This is a genomic window from Microbacterium gallinarum (assembly GCF_014837165.1).
Classification (GTDB): domain Bacteria; phylum Actinomycetota; class Actinomycetes; order Actinomycetales; family Microbacteriaceae; genus Microbacterium; species Microbacterium gallinarum.
Genome location: NZ_JACSPM010000006.1, coordinates 148255 through 163403, shown reverse-complemented (window position 1 = coordinate 163403; position 15149 = coordinate 148255). Strand labels below are relative to the sequence as shown.

Annotated in this window: 11 protein-coding genes; 3 read left to right on the top strand and 8 right to left on the bottom strand. The window is 63.2% G+C overall.

Annotation, left to right across the window (positions count from 1 at the left end):
• Positions 1 to 857: 857 nt before the first annotated feature.
• The 5 genes from H9622_RS14930 to H9622_RS14910 all read right to left on the bottom strand — a co-directional run bounded on the left by H9622_RS14930 (position 858) and on the right by H9622_RS14910 (position 5326).
• Positions 858 to 1319 carry a hypothetical protein gene (locus H9622_RS14930; protein WP_191767209.1) on the bottom strand — a complete coding sequence of 154 codons (462 nt, stop codon included), beginning with the start codon at positions 1317 to 1319 and terminating at the stop codon, positions 858 to 860.
• A 212-nt stretch (positions 1320 to 1531) separates the two neighbouring features.
• Positions 1532 to 2515 carry a DUF2971 domain-containing protein gene (locus H9622_RS14925; RefSeq protein ID WP_191767208.1) on the bottom strand — a complete coding sequence of 328 codons (984 nt, stop codon included), beginning with the start codon at positions 2513 to 2515 and terminating at the stop codon, positions 1532 to 1534.
• 119 nt (positions 2516 to 2634) lie between these two features.
• Entirely contained in the window at positions 2635 to 2991 is a 357-nt protein-coding gene (locus H9622_RS14920) for a hypothetical protein (RefSeq protein WP_191767207.1), read from the bottom strand.
• A gap of 267 nt (positions 2992 to 3258) precedes the next feature.
• Positions 3259 to 3993 (bottom strand): TIGR02391 family protein, encoded by a 735-nt coding sequence (locus tag H9622_RS14915; RefSeq protein ID WP_191767206.1) that lies wholly within the window; start codon positions 3991 to 3993, stop codon positions 3259 to 3261.
• Between the two features lie 220 nt (positions 3994 to 4213).
• Positions 4214 to 5326, bottom strand: coding sequence for a hypothetical protein (locus H9622_RS14910; RefSeq protein ID WP_191767205.1), 1113 nt, complete (start codon positions 5324 to 5326; stop codon positions 4214 to 4216).
• 323 nt (positions 5327 to 5649) lie between these two features.
• Between H9622_RS14910 and H9622_RS14905 the strand changes: the two genes are divergently transcribed.
• Both H9622_RS14905 and H9622_RS14900 read left to right on the top strand, forming a co-directional pair.
• Positions 5650 to 6312 (top strand): hypothetical protein, encoded by a 663-nt coding sequence (locus H9622_RS14905; RefSeq protein ID WP_191767204.1) that lies wholly within the window; start codon positions 5650 to 5652, stop codon positions 6310 to 6312.
• Between the two features lie 214 nt (positions 6313 to 6526).
• A complete protein-coding gene (locus H9622_RS14900) occupies positions 6527 to 7570 on the top strand; it encodes a hypothetical protein (protein ID WP_191767203.1) in 1044 nt (347 codons plus the stop codon).
• Between the two features lie 160 nt (positions 7571 to 7730).
• Here H9622_RS14900 and H9622_RS14895 read toward each other — a convergent pair whose 3' ends face one another.
• From H9622_RS14895 to H9622_RS16140, 3 genes are all read right to left on the bottom strand, one after another.
• Positions 7731 to 10472 carry an AAA family ATPase gene (locus tag H9622_RS14895; RefSeq protein ID WP_191767202.1) on the bottom strand — a complete coding sequence of 914 codons (2742 nt, stop codon included), beginning with the start codon at positions 10470 to 10472 and terminating at the stop codon, positions 7731 to 7733.
• Positions 10473 to 10799: 327 nt separating this feature from the next.
• On the bottom strand, positions 10800 to 11870 hold the full coding sequence (locus tag H9622_RS14890; RefSeq protein ID WP_191767201.1) for a hypothetical protein: 1071 nt from the start codon (positions 11868 to 11870) through the stop codon (positions 10800 to 10802).
• Between the two features lie 167 nt (positions 11871 to 12037).
• On the bottom strand, positions 12038 to 13612 hold the full coding sequence (locus tag H9622_RS16140; RefSeq protein ID WP_191767200.1) for an AAA family ATPase: 1575 nt from the start codon (positions 13610 to 13612) through the stop codon (positions 12038 to 12040).
• A 264-nt stretch (positions 13613 to 13876) separates the two neighbouring features.
• On the opposite strand from H9622_RS16140, the gene H9622_RS14880 reads away from it, so the two are divergent.
• Positions 13877 to 15073 (top strand): DNA cytosine methyltransferase, encoded by a 1197-nt coding sequence (locus H9622_RS14880; RefSeq protein ID WP_225222154.1) that lies wholly within the window; start codon positions 13877 to 13879, stop codon positions 15071 to 15073.
• Positions 15074 to 15149 lie beyond the last annotated feature (76 nt).

Sequence of the window (15149 nt, the reverse complement as noted above, 5' to 3'; positions counted from 1 at the left end):
TACGCTCGCATCGAACCGGTTGAACAAGCCGGCTGACACCAGCAAACCGCTCTCCGGACATGCCGGGGCGAGTCACGTCTCGTCCTTAACAATGCGAACGACCTCGTTCAAGTGGATGGAGCGTCACTCCTTTCGATTCCGCCCCATTGTGTGACCGCAGTGGTCCTTGGCTCGAACGCTGACGCCGAAACGCAGGCTAAACTGCGCTCGTACGCCGCGGATATTGGTTGCGAAGTGTATGAGTGCAGGGTTGGGCGAAACAATATAACCCCATTCTTCTTGGCTTCGGACGGTTCGTCTCGCGTCTTTGCGGAAGGGGCGATCTCAGAACCCGAGCACGCTTGCGAGGTGTGCGGCGAGCCTCTTGAAGAAGGCGATCGCTGCTCATGGTGCAGGATCGAGGATGCTGATCGCGACTTTGCGGCAGCAAGTAACCCTTGGCGATTCCTTGCTGCTCATGGGCTCTTGGAGGATTACATCGATTCCATGAACTCTGTTGGGAAGGAATAGTCGCTCGAGACTGCTGAGGGTCTCGGTGGCTCTCGTTGTGAAGCCGCGGACGTGACCCGTATGGCCACCATCGCTCCGAACTCGATGCGCGTCAACTTGCCGGGGAGTCGTTGCGGACTGTTCGAACGACTGTCCCCACCAAGCTGCGGAGAAGTGATCAACTGTTGCGACACTCCCGCCTTCTAACCCGACGCCGACACCGATCCCTAACCGGGCGGTGCACGCATGCGGCTCCGATGCGGGCCGTCGATGGCTCGGGGGCATGTGCGCTCCGCGGTGCCCTCCCGCGCGTGGACCGGCAGACCCTGTGGATGCGATCCTTACGTTAGCGCGCGGAATTGAGCTCGCTACCCTGACAGCGTGTCTGCTTGCTCGGCGGCGGCGATTGCCGCGCGCTGGCGCTTTGTGTCTCGCTCGATTAGCAGGAACCCGCCCACCGCGGCGAGTCCGAGCGCCACTCCGACTACGTTGCCCACGCCTTCGCCACGGACCCCGGGGACCAGGAAGGCTAGGACAACAGAAGCCGCAAGAACCCACGCAATGACCTTCCACTTTCGGCGGCGTTCACGCTTGAAGAGGGGGTCCAATCGCGCATTCAACTCCGAGCCAGCCTCGCTTACCCGGCGGCCGAACTCTTCCCGGATCGGGCCGTCGGGAAGATTCGGATAGATCGCTGCCAGCCGCTCGAGCTTGATGATCAATCGCGCTTCCTTGCTGAAGCGCCGGGCCAGCCAGCTAATTCCCGCCGCGATCGCTGGCACCGAGAGAACGGTGACCAGCAATTGCAGGAAGTCAGACGCATTGGACATAACGTGACCATATCTGCGTGGGCTGACACGAAGCGCACCCTGCTGGCGCTGCCAGGCGATCCTCCTGCGCGCCATGCACGCCGGTGGTCGGGCTCACGTGAATCAACCTCGGCCGGAGCCTCAGGCAGGCCGCGGGTGGTTCTGCACCTCTCCGCCGGCGCTAGCAAGGCGAAAAAGCAGGGTGTGGTACAGGTCTGGTTTGCCTCGCTGCGTTACCCGACGAAGGCGATGCCTGGATCGAACACTTCGAACCTCGGGCTGCCCGTCTGTCGTGCGTGCCCATGGAGAGCGCGCGCCTTTGCGGTCAAGTCGAGACCGGCGGGCGGTCCGACAAATGCGGTCTCGATGTCTAGTATCGAGTCCGGTCGTGCGGCATGGTCCTGGAGGGCGTCCTGCCCTGCGTTGCTTTCCCAACCAAAGAGAACGACCCCCGGAGCGTTGGGCCACTCGTGTGCGAGTTCGACGTAGGGCACAAGTCCGCGACGGCTGACGCGGTACTTCGGTGCCGACCAAGTCATCCATACCCTTCGCACCTCATGCTCGCTGGCGAACGCGTCGTCCTTCATGGAAAGTGCGGCGAGCGTAAGGATGTGCGTGATGCGTTGATCTAGAAACTCTCGCTCTTGGTCGCGCTCATCCACCAGTCGCGTGAGTGTCGAATCAACCAGTTGAGCTTGTTTGTCCAGGTCGTAGACAACACGTAGCCAAGCGCCTGTTATCAGACCCGTGTTCGGCGCCACGAGTTCTCGACTTGTGTCGAATTCGAGAGAGTAGCCCTGACCGATCGAATAATTCTGGTACTGCGAGAGAACCCTGGGGCTTGTGGAGGTCGAGAAGATGTAAGCGGGCGCCATAGGTCCCGAAGCCGCGAGATTCTCGAGGATCGAGTTGACCTCATCGTGGGCCGCGGCGAAAGCCGCGGTCCGGGGCCGCCTTTCCAGACCGCTCCGAAGTCGTTCCAAGCCATACAGGAACTCGCCTGTGTCGTTGAGAGCGAAGGCCGCTGTTGCGAATATTCGGCGCTTCTCGAGTATCCCGTGGGCGCCGAAGCCGTCGGTGTAGTGGTAAACCTTTCCGCTCCAAGTTGGCCATCCGATGCGGCTGACCATCTCCGTCAGTGTTGCGCCTAGTGGCGGGTCAGTACCGGGCGCGATGGGCTCGTCGGAAGAGGCCATGAGCGAGACGCGATCATCCACGGCTACACCGTATCGATGTCGCGCGGCAGATCCGAGGCTGCCAGGGTCGAACGCGTCGCCGATCCGCATACGCGCAGTGCGCGGAAGCGGGGCCGATGCGTCCGAACGCCAAACAGCGCTCAGTGATGTCCCCCTTCGCGAACATTCGCGAACGGGGTGAGCCCGTAGACAGCCTTGAATTGGTCAATGAGGTCGTCCTCGACTCGGTCAGCAGGGTAGCCGGGAGTTTCTTTCCAGCACACAAGCAGCGAATCGGCTTCCTGCAATTGCCAGATCGCACGACCACCCGAGTGGCTAGCGCTCTTCTTGCTGAAGGGTTTGAGGCGATCCCGGAGTCCCTCTTGTCCCATGGCCTTGCCGATGTAGACAACGGGTGTGCCGGCAACCCAACGACGATTGAGATCATCGAGCGTGTACTTGCGAAGGCGCGCTCGTCTGACCGGGTTCTCCTCAAGGAGGGTGTGGGGGGGGTTCAATGTCGGGACGCAACACGACGTAGACCCCGTGTCCCTGAGGCACTCCGCGAGGATTCAGTCCGACTAGTGGAACGAAGCCCGTGAACCCGAGTGCTTCAAGCCCGGATCGATCCCAAGCGGAGGGGAGTGGATGGTCGGTTCGGCGCACGCAGCTCAGGATAGCCAGATCCGGGTCATAAGCCTGCAGATCCATTGTCATGGATCCCTTTGCGGGCGATGCGAATTAGCGATCGTTGTCGAGTGGAACCGTGCGCGCCTATTCCTACGTCAGCGCGACCCGGCTGCTGGCGTTATCGCGTCGGCGTGCTCGTAGCGGATTTGGGTGAGTAGTAAGCTCGCGAGGCCCAGCACCCCGAGTGCATACTGTTTCGCGTCAGCCCGCTCTTGAATATTGTGACGATCGACGTTGCTGATGGCCGCGACCATTCCCGTTCCGAGGCTGCGCCAGCCCTCCGTCTCGTTGCGCTGGCTCCCCAGCGCGAGCACGCCGTCCGGTCCGAGCGCTTTGGCGAATAGAGTCTGACCGATCAGCTTCCCACCGTCCTGGTTGGTCGGGTTGCCGGCCCATCGACGCACTTTGTCCTCAACGTAGATTGCGGCTGCGCTGGCCACCTGCTCCCACCGCTCTTCTTCCACGGAATGCTTGACGTGGTCCCATAGGCCCGAGTCGTAGCTACCACCTTCGATTGCGGGGGCACCAACGGACAACTCGAGCTCATAAATGGCCGCCTCGATCAGACCAGCGGCATCCTGAACGCGACCACGAAAGTACCGAGCGTCTTCTTCCGCCTCCCCAGGGGCGCCGCTGTAGAAGCCGATGTGATAGCTCAGTTTCTTGAACTGCTGCACGGTAGACGAATCAGCACCGAGGCTGCGTTCGAGCACCGCCACGACTTTGGCCTTCCACTCCTTGTGCTGCGGTGTGGAGGCTTGCACGAGTGGGTCCTCGACCGCCTGTTCCTTCAGCTTCTTCAGCTCGACAACGGCAACTTCCGGCTTCATCAACACCCTCCCGATCTCGGTCTGACGCTATCGGCTCGGTCCGACAGTCCGATCGAATCGATCCCCGAACGTGCGACGCGCGCAAGGGGGGCGTCGACGTTCGCGGCACTTCGGTGAACCTGCGCTCTACAGGTCGTCTTCGGGCAGATTGAGGCTCGTGTGGACCAGACTGCGCGGGCTTGCCATGGGGATCCAAAGTTCTGGCCGCGGCGTGACATCGTCACGATTCTCTCCACTCCCGCAAGGCCATCCTCAGATCAGCGCTGAGACCGCGCACGAGCGCGTCGAGACTCTCGAATGTCTCGTCCGTGAGGCTTTCGATGATTCCGAACATTGGGCGGTCGGGGAACGCGAGCTCTACCTTCCCCCGGATTTCGTAATGCACGCTCCGGTTCCTAACCATCTGCATCCCCTGCGCGGACAGTCGCGTGGCGTCGGTTGAGTTGACAAGGGTATGGAGTCTGTCGCGCCCGGGCGATGTCGCTCCTGGGTGCGCGTCCAAGACCTTGGTCAGAGACGACAACGCGTGCCACAGGCTGATGAGTCGCGCACGGAACCCGGCTGTCACGTGGCCGCCTGTGAGGAGGGGGACGAGAGTGGTCGCGGTGTTGACCTCGGACTCAATGAGGAGCAGGAGGAGCTTCTGGTCCAGGTTTAGAGCGCTGTCGTATGCCCTTTTGAGATAGCGCTTGACGAACTTGTCGTTGTCTTCGACCGCGTCAACGGCGGACAGTTCCACAGTCGTGACTAAAGCGTCCGCACTGCCGGAAAGGCAGGCGTAGATCCGCAAGGAGGTAATCAGGTCTTCGCCAAACTTCTGGAAAAAGTCGGGGTAGTGCTCGGGTGGCACGGCATCGAGGCCGAAGCGCATGTGCAGCGGGATCGTCGCACCGACGACGTATCCGTCGAGCGTGTAGAAACCAAGGTCCGGCTGCAGCCAGGTGAACCCGGGCTTGACGTCCCTGAAGAGCAGGGCCCGCTGCGACATCCACGCTCGATGGATCTCGCCCTCGAACTCTTTGAGCGGTTTGCTCTTGCTGGTTTGATTGTCGAGCATCTTCGTTGCGTGGCGGGCCAAAGCTATGGAGGGGTGCTCCTCGGGCGGCAGGAGGGCAACAAGCCCGGGCAAAGCAACGTCGGGGTTTGAGGAAGCGATGAGTTGTCGTCCCTCGTACACGATGCGCGACACGTGCCCGGACAGGAGAAGCGAAGCCATCACGCGCCCCGGTCCGTCGTGACGGAGCGCGCTCGTCAGAACGTCCCCCATCCACAGTGCGTCCTCGAGAAGCAGTCCGCGGCCGACGGCGATACGAAGTTCATCTCTAGTCGACACTTGGCGACCATATCGGAGTCGCTAGTGTGTCGTTTCGAGCGCTGTCACGGCATGCGGATCTGCCGGTCCGTTAGGGCGCGGCGAACGGATGCGGGGCCTCGACGTGCGGTTCGGTTGAGAGTTCGGGGTCGAGCTGGTCGCCAGATGACGTCGGCGCTGCTTAGGGGCTGACTTCCCAGAACTTGGTATGTGTGACCGCGCATTCGACGCGTACTTCGGACGTCGGTGACCCCACAGCTTCTGCGGTTCCGGGCCCGCTCTAAGTGTCGGCGGCGCTGCAGAACTGGTCGAACGCTCAGTGGCGCTACTTCTATCACGGCTCCATGGATGCCGAGGAGTTCAGGGACCTCATTGCTCCGTTCCTGAATCCCTCTGCCCAAGAGGTACTCGAAGAGCTATTTCGCGATGCGATCAATCGCGAGGGCGATCTCCCGGCACAGCTGCGCCATGCTCGAATCGTTTACTGTCTGCAGCGCTTGGCCAGCGTGAGAGCTACGGGACCGCTCGAAACGATCCTTGGCGCGTTGCGCGATTTCCCCGACGAGACGGATGAGCTTTGCTCCTACCTCCTCAGTATGTGCGAGGCCGACCCGCGTGGCGTGGCCTTGATCTGCGGTGAGTTCCTCATGGGGACGAGCTGTATGACGGATTGGCAGCAGGCTTGGGTCCTTCGCGTTCTCAGCCGATGCGTCTCGTCCGCAAATGAGGCGACGGTCGACGCTGTAACTGGGTACCTCAGTGAGCCCGCGCGAGGTTGGCTCCCGCGGCTTGAGGCAGCACGCGTCCTCGCCGCGAACGGAACGCTCGGTGCCGAAGACGCCCGGGCGCTTAGGACTCAAGCACCCGAGGCGTACAAGAGCGACATCGCAGGCCTCGTAGCTGCGAACCATGATCGACTGCCCTGGTCCGAGAGCTTCCTAGATGGGATCCGGGAAGATCACCTCGCCGACGTGGTTATCAAGGGGATCATCGATTCGAAGGCTTAGGCTTCACCGAATCTGGTCAAGGACAAGTCGGCGATTTAGGCATCCTCAAAGGGTGCGCGCTTATGAGTGGACTTCGAGGGTCCTCGCCCGGGCGCTCGATGTTCGTTCCGCCCAGCAGTGCCTCATGATTACGTTACGGTCCGACCGGCTAGATGATCTTGGGGCCGCAGCGTGGCGAGCAGGAAGTGAGAACCACCTTCGCTTAGATGGGTACGTGCCACCGGTCCAGTACGGAAATCTCTACCGATTCGTGGCGTCGCTCGGGATCATCGCATTGGTCGCCTCCGTGACGGTGCCTTGGCTGTTCATCAACAGCCTGGTTGTGTTGACGATTTCGCAGGAGCAACTCGAAGCGCTGACGCCGACGGCCCGCCAGGTGATTGAGTTAAGGCAGAGCGGCGTTGCTCTAGCTCAGGTGTTTGTTGTCGCGCTCGCGCTCATGTTGTTTTTGATCGGTGTCGCTGCCCTCTGGTGGTCTATTTCTCGGTGGGCAGCCCGCCAGCGCGTCGAGGACGAGAAAGATGACTTCGAGTTGCTCAAGGCGCGCGGCGAATTCGAGGAAGCTCCGACCGCGGAAGTCACGGCCCGGACGGACGAGGAGGCCGCGGAGCTGGCGGGAACGGTTACGGTGACGTCTTCTGTTGAGGGGCACATTGAACCCTCAAGGCCTCTACCGCCAACAAGCACGTCACCGACCAATGCTCAAGAAGGTCGGTTCAGCAGCGCCCTCGCCGTCTATGCCGAGGTCGAGCGAAGACTCGCCGACCTCCTTCGCAGGGCCTTCGATGGCGCGTTCGATGTCTTGACGAATGTGCGACAGAAGGGTCGCTCGGGCAGCACGATTCTGGATTTTCTTGTGGACCCGCGCACTGAGGGCCTGTGGGGTCCATTCGGGATCGAGCTCAAAGTGGTGTCGAGGAACTCAAGCGTGGTGAGAGTGCTACGAGAAGGGATGAGCAGCCTAGCGGAGGCGACCGGGAAGTTCGCCATCCGCTCCGTATACACCGGCCCCACCTCTCATCGATTTCCGCCCGCGAAATGCTCAGGCGTCCTTTTTCTGATTGTCGACGCCGATCGCGGGGAGGCCGAGCGGATCCAAGGCAAAGCTCAAGAGGTTGCAGCCGGGGTCAACGCGACACTAGTCCGTCCGGTCGGAGTTGTTGTGATTTCCAGATCCTCGTTTGATACAGCATCGGCTGAAAGGCTGCGCGCCATGTTTGCCGAAGCTCTACAGGGAAGTGTGGTGGCGTCGGTCTGATCAGGCCGAGTGCGCAGATCGATCTGCCTACGCGTCCGGTTAGCGGTCCTTCACCAAGACAGGCGAGGAGATGTCGCGAGCGCCTTTCATGACGCATCCGACCTCGCCCGAATAGCCGGGCCGAAAGACTGCCCGCTGACGCCCCGCGGATGGGACGCCGCTACATCCCGATGCCGCGTCCCGCACTCGGCGCCCCAACCACCGGCCCCGTACCCATCGCCGCCTCGTGGTTCCGCGCCGCGCGCCGCACCTCCGCCTGGGCCGCGCGCACAGCATCCTGCATCGTCAACTCCGGAGTGCCGCGCTGCATCGATTCGGCGAGGCACTCGCGGGCCGCGGCATCCGTCCGCGCCACGACGATCGCGACGTTGTGCAACCGCCCGCGCGTGAGGCCCACGTAGAGTCCCGCGGCGTCGACATCCGGCCCGACCACCGACGCGTCGGCGGTGTCGCCCTGCACACCGTGCACGGTGGAGGCGTAGGCGAGCTGGAGGTGCTCGCGCGCGTACTCGGTGGACACGCGCGCCACCTCGCCGCTGTCACCCACCGAGACAAGAGTGACGTACTCGTCGCGGATGCTGCGCACGGTCCACTGCGCGCGATTCTCGACCCCCGTGAGCCGGTCGTTGCGACGGGTCTGGACGGTGTCGCCGATGAGGATGCGCTGCTGCCCGATTCCCCACGCGGCGACGCGGACGTCGAGCTCGTCCTGATCGACTCGCCGCTGCTGGATGGCGTCGTTGATCGCATCCGCCTCGGCATTCGTGCCAGATACCAGCGTCACCCGCTTGCCGCGTGCGTGCCAGTCGAAGTACGCGTCGATCATGCGCTCACGCGCCGCGTCGTGATGTTCGACCCGGTCGAGGTGACCGTGTTCGGCAAGCTCGCCCGCAACTACCAGCGCACGCTCGCGATCACCCGCATCGCGGAGCCTCAGCGTGAGCGCCGCGTAGTCGGGATCGCGGAACCGGTGCACCGTGTCGAGCTCGACCGCAGCATTCGCGTGCCGGATCGCGGAACCCATCGCGCCCGCGTGCCCGACCGGTAGCGCCTGATGCGTGTCACCCACGAACGCCAACCCGACGCCCTGCTCGATCGCGAGCTCGACGAGGGCGTTCGCCGTCGGCAGGTCGACCATGCCGGCTTCGTCGACGACGATCCGATCGCGAGAACGCAACACGTACTGGGTTGGTCCGCCGTATACGGCGCCCGTGCTGGGATCGACTTCTCCCACTCGAAGCGTGGTCCACACCTTCGCGCCGGCCTCGTCGGTGCCCCATCGGTAACCGTGATCCGAAAGCAGGGCATGAATGCTGGATGCTGCGGCCCCGACCTCGCGAGACGCCACCGATGCCGCCTTTCGCGTGGGCGCGACAACGAGCATCCGTCGCCGTTGCGACGTGAGCGCGGCGAACGCAGCGCGCAGCATCGTCGTCTTGCCCGTGCCGGCGGGGCCGGTCACCGTCACGAGCCCGTCCGTGCCGGCGATGGCGCACGCGGCAACGGTTTGCGACGCATCCATTGCCGACAGATCCTCGTTCGGCATGAACCGGAGCAACTCGTCCGGCAGCAGGGAACGCCCCGGTTGGGCGAGCACATCCAAACGGCCGGCGAGACGCACCTTGGCGCGTACGGTCTCGGTCGCCATGAACGCCTTCACGTGCGGCGGCGGATCATCCGCAACGAGCCGATAGACGGAACGCATGGCACGCTCCGTGATCTCGGCGATCGCGCCATCAAGCCGGTCGCGCTCGGCAACGACGCCAGTGCGCGAGAGCGCGCGTATCGCGCCGGCGCGGATGTCGAAGATGCTGAATCTCCCGCCGCATGATGTGGACCGTTCGTCCGCGTCGACGACCGCCTGTGCCGCGAGCAGATCCAGGTCGACTGCATGGGGGTCTGTTGCAGAAACCGGAATCGGTGCGCGCGCGATGATCAGACTCGGATCGATCGCGCCGATCTCGTCGCGGACGCGCGCCGCCCACGACGCCTCGTCGAGTTCGGCCGGCTTGTTCGGACGCGACAGCGCCCACGCGTTCCGATCGATGTGCTGCAGCACTTCCACGCTCGGCGCAGATCCTCCTTGCGCCGCCGACCACTCAGCGATCAGGCGCGCGCGGTTGCCTTCGATTTGCGCCGACCGACGCGAGAAGGGTCGGACAGCGCCGGCGAGTTCGGCGATCTCGCCAGTGTCGTCGAGCGTGTACCCGTGGCGGGCGAGCGCGGCGATCCAGGCGGGATCTGTGCGCGCGGCGAGCTCGCCCTCTGCGTTGACGACGGTGTGCAGTTTCATCGCGACACGCGAGTCGAGGTTCGACCACTTGCCGTCCGCGCCGAGCACCTTGACGTTCAGCCAGAGGTGACGGTGGATGTGCGGGTCGAGCGCGCGCGAGCGCCGATGCTGCAGCTCGACGACCTCGATGCGGGCGATCTTCTCGCGGATGAGCCCTCCGTGCCCGCGCCGCGCGTTAAGCTCCGTCTGCCACGTGAGCAGGATGCGGTCACGCAGCCGGTCCTGCAGCGCTTCGAACTCGGCCGCGAGTTCCGGATGCAGCAGCGCGACGATGCTGTACGACTTCGGGTGGTTGAGCGTTCCGTCGAGCAGCAGGTCGGCGTCGGGGCTCAGCCGCTGATGGCCGCGCTCCACTCCCGTGACGGGATCGTGCCCGGTGAGCCAGACACGAAGGCCGCCGGCGGTGAGCTCGTCTTTCCCGATCCTGCCGCTCGCGACGATGAACCGTGAGACCGTCGAATTGGATGCCGCACCATACGCTTCGAGCGCGTCAACGCCGGGGGAGTGGTGCAGGTGAGCATCGCAGATGCCCTCGAGCGCGTAGCCGATCGCCTGTCGAACCCCTCGGGATTCGACCCCTCGCTTCCAACGCTCGAGGCCTCCTCGCATGGCGTCAGAATAGGGTGCGTTTTTGCCATTATCCAGGTATTTTTCTGGTGTGCAGGTATGTGCGGGGGAGTGCTTCTAAAGGCTGTCGCTCACCCTGGGTGCCTGCGTGCATCGATCTTGCATTGTGCTTGTCAGGTGACGGTGATTGTGGTCGCGCATCGATCGGGTGTCGAGTCGCTCCATGCGTATGTAGACCTGGCCAGCTCGGCTCCGACCACGAGGTTCGACTCGCGATTGGTTGCAGGTTAGCCCTGGGACTGGGCGGACGGTTGCGGAGCGGCTCGGCGAAGCTCCGCACGGCGGCTTGCTGGACGAGCCGGCGTAGGTTCATTCGCGGTCGAGCGGTCGCCCGTCCAATGTGTGCCGCTCCGAAACAAGATTTGCCGAGGTCCACTTTGCAACCCGCTCCTCCAGGCCAGAGGCGGCAAGCAGCGATATCGGACCCACGGAAGTGGCGACTTCTGCCTCCCCGTTCACGACTCCGTGCGGGCCGACGACCACGCCTTCGACATCGACCGCTAGTGCCGTGTGGCATTCGGTCATATACGCGACCGCCTGCTCGTATCCGTTGCGAAGCACATACTCCGACTTCGCCGAATACTTGCATTCGAGGAGAAGTGCGCGCTCATTCGATTCGAACAGTCCAATGTCGGCGCCGATCGGACGCCCCTTTGCGCCCAGCTGCTCCAGAGCTTGCGCGTACGGCGACCGGCTGTTGTAGTACCGGAACGCCGCGGCGACCTCGTACCAGATCTCAAGCGTCCGGCGAGAATTGTGGGCTTCGAAGATCGGGCCTGACCCGATGCCGATTGGTCGAAGGTTAGAAATTGCCCAGCCTTGCCCGCGGAGGGCGAGCAGCACTTCGCCGAGACATCCGAGATGAAAGAGCGCGCCGCGAAGCTCAGCCGCGGGAAGTAGCAGCTCACGAGCGACATCGGCCATGTGTGCGCGCTTGGAGATAATCACCTCCGCGACGTCGGCAAGTCCGAACCATGGGCGGCCTGATGCACGCAGAGCCCCCAACTCTTCACGATCCGGTTGGGTGAATTCGCCATACGTGGTCTGAAGCGACTCCCACGCTAGGCGGATCGCCGATAGCTCGGGCCTGACAGATATGTCCACATCCGATGCAACCCTGATGGCGTCCTGCTGGATCGCCATCAGCTCCTCGGCAACCCAGCCGAACACCGAGGTAAGAATGCTGTCCGGCGTCCGCTCCCGTACGACTGTATGGAATTCGCTCGGAGGCCATCCTTGTTGTCGACTTCGGGCCCAATTTACCTTGCCGGTTGGCGCAGCACTCACTTCACGTCGTCGCTCAGACTGCGCGGGCAGCGCATCGATCCACGCGACCGCCGAATCTGGCAATCGGGTGACGAGAGGAATCAGGTGCGCCATAAGAACTCGATTGGCTCGGGTGCGCACCGCTGAGGCACTCCACTCATGCTCCCCGGAGGCTAGCTCAGCCACGGCAGAATACAGCTGGCCCAGTCCACTGAAGCTCGCGAGAGCCTCGTGTAGACCTGCGGTCGGGATCGCTGGGCCCGGATGCGTGATCGAGCTATTCAGCGCAACACCTGCAGCTGTGTCGTCACCCAACTCCATTGGCCCTCAAGTCCTTCGTCAGTAGACAAAGCCGCACCGAGTGCGTCCAGTACGGTGTCGTCGATACGCGCAAGCCATGCCCCGGAGCTGGTCACGTAGGCTTCCGCAACCAGTTCCGTTACGGTCCCCTGGCCGAGCCCGATCCCGGCAGCCACATACCGCGGGATACCAAGGAAGAGGGCGGGACCCAGTGCTGTACTGTGCTTCGCGCGATGGGCTGCGTACAGCGTCACCACCCGAGTCCTCACCTCGGAGCGGAATTCCGGAGGGACTTGCGTAAGTTCAACAGCAAGTGCGCTCTCAAAGCCGAGTGAATCCGGAGGCGCTATCGGCACGTGGGCAAACCTGCGACCAAGCGCCTGCCCGAAGCGAAAAACGCGGACTGCGTCGAGCGCGTTGTAGGTTCCGAGAAGTCGCCATTCGGCACCGGCAAGGAACTCGACCGGCTCAATCGGCGAATCGGCCATCAGTTCGTCGAGTTGCGTGACCTCCGAGATAACGGAGTCGGTCCATCCAAGCGAGATCTCGCCAGCGTTGGGGTCGGCGGATACCCGACCCAGCGATACCGCCTGGCCGGAGAGCCACGTCAGCGCGCCACCGAAAATGCGGTCCATGTCCGCGCGGTTTGCTTCGTCCAGCACCAGCCACTCGTCTCGCGAGACGGCTTCCAATAGATGGCCGATGGCGAAGCGAATTCGTCCTTTGTCGTCGACCGTGTCGCCACCCAGCAGGTCACGCGTGGTCCAGGATTCGTCAGGGGTCACGATCCTGCGGTCGTGCGCCATTGACATCCCAAATGAAGCCGGCGCCTGCGCCACTTCCCGCACGACCTCTTCAATCAGCTGAGTCTTGCCGGTCCCGGGCGGGCCAACCAGCATGGTGGCCGATCTCGATGCGATGGACGTTCTCACCATCCGGAGCGTTCGGTCATCGAGGACGAGCCGCGCTGGTCCAGAAGGCGTCGATGGTGCGGTCGTCGACGACGCCTCCACATGAGGCTGCTCCGACTGGACGATCTCCCACGAGATGCCGTATGCGTTTGATAGTTGGGTGGCAGTCGTCGCAGTGCGTTCGTCGCTAGAACGCACACCCCATCCGAGATCCCAAGTCCCGCTCTCCGATTCATGCATCAAGATGACCGCCTGATGGCCGCCCGTCAGCACGTCCTTGCGCGCGGCGTCCTTGGTGTCCTCCATTACGGTCTCGTCCACGCATACTCCGACGAGGAGCGAGGCCTGCTGCGCGCGTGACGACTGCGTGCTGCGCACCGAGAAGTTGCCCGGCTTCGAGATAGTGACGGACGTCACGGTTCCACGGGATAGCCCCGCAGCCGCCGCCAACACCCCATCCAGTCGGTGGAACTTGTTTACGCTCGGCGCCGAGATGTTTACCGACTCAAGAGCTTCTCGGACGTGTTCAAGGTTTTCCGCAAACGGTGAATCCACGGTCGACACGTTATCGGTGATCTGGACCTGGTCAGAAGCGCCACGAAGCACAGGCCCGTGCACCACGTAGTTACTCGAGCTCGCGCTCACGCGCGCCGTTGATGAAGACCGTCTGCGAGACGAGACGCCCTAGATAGTCGATCGACGGGACCCCTCCGCGTGCGCGATGCACGAGAGGGTTCCAGTAAGCCGCATCTCGCGGTGTCCAGGTCGGTGCAGGGGTATGCTCCCGGCGGCTGGTACTCCCCGAGGGCATGGATCGTCGGTGGGTCGCGATATCGTCGCCAGCGGCCGGTCGACTCGAGCTTCGGGCAGATCAGAGATACCGTTTGATGTTGGTTAGGAGTTAGAAGCATGACGAGTACTTCGTGGAAGGTGGCCGGCCTGTTCGCCGGGATCGGGGGCGTCGAACTCGGTCTTGAGCGCGCACTCGGGAACCAGGTCGAGACGCTTACCTTCTGCGAGTGGTGGGAGCCTGCGCAGTCCGTCCTTCGGGCGCGATTCCACGGGGTGCCCATCGAACCTGACGTTCGCGAGATGAAGCGGCTCCCTGAAGGCACGAACCTCGTTACCGCCGGTTTTCCTTGCACGGATCTGTCGCAGGCTGGCCGGACTGCTGGGATCGGCGGGGTTAACTCCGGCCTTGTAGTGAATGTCTTCCGACTGCTGGAGGATGCGCGGCATCGCGGAGGTGCTCTTCCGACTCTCCTTATAGAGAACGTTCCGAACATGCTCGCTCTCGATCGTGGAAAGGCAATGAGCTACTTGATCTCGGAGATCGAGGCGCTTGGGTACGCGTGGGCCTATCGCGTTGTTGATTCTCGATTCACGGGCGTCCCTCAGCGCCGGCGCAGGGTGATCCTGCTCGCTTCTGTCGATCTGGACCCGCGCCGAATCCTGTTCGCCGACGACGCAGGGGACAGGTCCGAGGACTTCCGCGAGGACATGTTCGGTTTCTACTGGACCGAGGGGCTGCGCGGCCTCGGCTGGGCACAGGACGCGGTCCCTACCCTCAAGGGTGGGTCGACGGTTGGCATACCCTCACCTCCCGCAGTGTGGGTGCGCGACGCTGCACCGGGACGTCGTCTTGTGAAGCCCTCGGTGGAGGACGCGGAGGAAATGCAGGGCTTTGACCGCGGGTGGACCGACGTCGATCATCTTTCACCCAGAAGGAACGGCCCACGATGGAAGCTCATTGGGAACGCTGTAACTGTGGGCGTTTCGCGCTGGGTGGGCAGCAGGCTGAATGATCCTGGCGAGCCGGTTACCGACTTCCGACCGTGGACGCCCGGGAGCGGATCTTGGCCAACTGCTGCCGCGGGTCAGAAGGGCATGATCGCCGTCCCGGAGTCTCTCAGTGAGTTCCCCATGCATGCGGACTACAGCCACCTCGGAGACATCATCGATACCCAGAACGCCGATGCGCTCAGCCTGCGAGGTGCGAAGGGGTTCTGGAGCCGTCTGCAGCGGGGAAACCTGGGTCAGTACCCAGGGTTCCGGGCGGCTGTGCAAGAACACATCAACGACCTTGAGTACGCGCTAGCCGGATAGAGCGAGTGCCTTGGAGAAGGCTACCCAGCGTTGAATCCACCGCTGCGCATCCGCGATCTGCCACGCTGCGACGCGA